General features: G+C 42.1%; 3 protein-coding genes. All 3 read right to left on the bottom strand.

Annotation, left to right across the window (positions count from 1 at the left end; all coding sequences use genetic code 11):
* Positions 1 to 92 (bottom strand): septation protein SpoVG family protein (locus RAC86_RS38495; RefSeq protein WP_377886931.1); only part of this gene is annotated, 92 nt, incomplete at its 3' end.
* A 194-nt stretch (positions 93 to 286) separates the two neighbouring features.
* A complete protein-coding gene (gene ridA / locus RAC86_RS38490) occupies positions 287 to 664 on the bottom strand; it encodes a 2-iminobutanoate/2-iminopropanoate deaminase (protein WP_003226738.1) in 378 nt (125 codons plus the stop codon).
* Positions 661 to 1,518, bottom strand: coding sequence for a pur operon repressor (purR, locus tag RAC86_RS38485; protein ID WP_003218342.1), 858 nt, complete (start codon positions 1,516 to 1,518; stop codon positions 661 to 663). Before purR ends, ridA begins: the two co-directional genes overlap by 4 nt.
* Positions 1,519 to 1,618 lie beyond the last annotated feature (100 nt).

The following is a 1,618-nucleotide window of genomic DNA, read 5'->3' as shown; positions in this document are numbered from 1 at the left end:
ACAACAAATTCGTGATCCAGCGTGATGGATGCAATCGCTCTCATGCGACCATCGGTATTCACGCGGCGTAATCTTACGTCAGTAACTTCCACAGTAGTTCACCACCTTTTCCCTATATAAAAGCATTAGTGTATCAATTCCACGATTTTTTCTGAAATCCTGCTCGTTTTTAAAATATTTTTTGAAAAAATAGGATATAGTTACACAATTAGGTCATAAAGCTTTCATTTCGGGCATAAGGTAAATAAAAAAGTGATCCCGGGCTCTCCCAGAATCACTTTTCTTATTATTTCACCAGTGCAATAACTTCGATCTCGACTAACGCATCCTTCGGGAGTCTCGCGACTTCAACACAAGATCTCGCCGGTTTGTGAGTGTCAAAGTATTGTCCGTACACTTCGTTTACTTCCGCAAACTGTTCCATATCCGCGATAAATACAGTTGCTTTTACAACTGTTTCAAAAGAAGCACCCGCTTCTTCCAGAACCGCCTTTAAATTGCTGAATACTTGATGAGTCTGCTCCTTAATATCGCCGTTCACCATTTCGCCTGAAGGAGTCAAAGGGATTTGGCCTGAGCTGTAAAACATATTGTTGACGATAATCCCTTGTGAATAAGGTCCGATTGCCGCTGGGGCATGTTTTGTGTGGACTGCTTTTGTCATGATTCTGTCTCTCCATTCTTTAAAAGATTGTCTTTAAAAAAACGCAGAAAATTGCCATTCTGAATTTCAATGGACTTCTCTTTCATGTTGATGGTTGAAAGAGTAAGAAGTGACATATATTCGTCAACAAGACGTTCATCTACTCCTTCGGCTTCAACTAAGACGCCGATTCCCGCCACATTTGCGTTAAACTCATCCAACAGGTTAATCATACCATTAATGGTGCCGCCTGCTTTCATAAAGTCATCAATAATGAGTACGTTTGAACCCGTTTTCATGCTTCTTTTCGCAAGTGACATTGTTTGAATGCGGTTTGAGGAGCCTGAAACGTAATTAATGCTGACTGTGGAGCCCTCTGTTACCTTATTGTCTTTACGAACGATCACAACAGGCACATTCAAATAGCTTGCAGCTGCATACGCAAGAGGGATGCCTTTCGTGGCAACGGTCATGACAACATCAATTTCGCGTTCTGCAAACACGGAAGCAAACAGCTTCCCTACCTTGGAGAGTACAGATGGCTTTCCTAAGATATCCGTTAAATATACATAACCGCCCGGAAGGATACGCTCAGGATTTGCCAGCGACTGTCCAAGTGTCTGCACAAACTCTTCAGCTTCAGCCTGCTTCATTTTCGGAATATATTTGACGCCTCCGGCAGCTCCGGGAACAGTAAGCAAAGTACCGATCCCCTGCTGCTCGAAGGTTTGCTTAATAATTGTTAAATCTTCACTGATCGATGATTTTGCAGATTCATACCGCTCAGAAAAAAAGGTTAGCGGTATTAACTCGTGCGGATGGGTTAACAAGTAATTTGTTAAGTCCACCAATCTGCCGCTGCGACGAAACTTCATGAACTTACCCCCAAAATCCGAATATTTTAAGATCAATATAACTTAACATACGGATTTAATCAAGAGCGTTCTGTTCGCCGATCATTCTCACCGCATAAAC

The organism is Bacillus sp. LR_5, assembly GCF_042709275.1.
This window is presented reverse-complemented; position numbering and strand designations above follow the sequence as displayed.

Excerpts from the sequence above, each read along its gene's own strand:
- purR (WP_003218342.1), bottom strand. The coding sequence starts at position 1,518 with ATGAAGTTTCGTCGCAGCGGCAGATTGGTGGACTTAACAAATTACTTG.
- ridA (WP_003226738.1), bottom strand. The coding sequence starts at position 664 with ATGACAAAAGCAGTCCACACAAAACATGCCCCAGCGGCAATCGGACCT.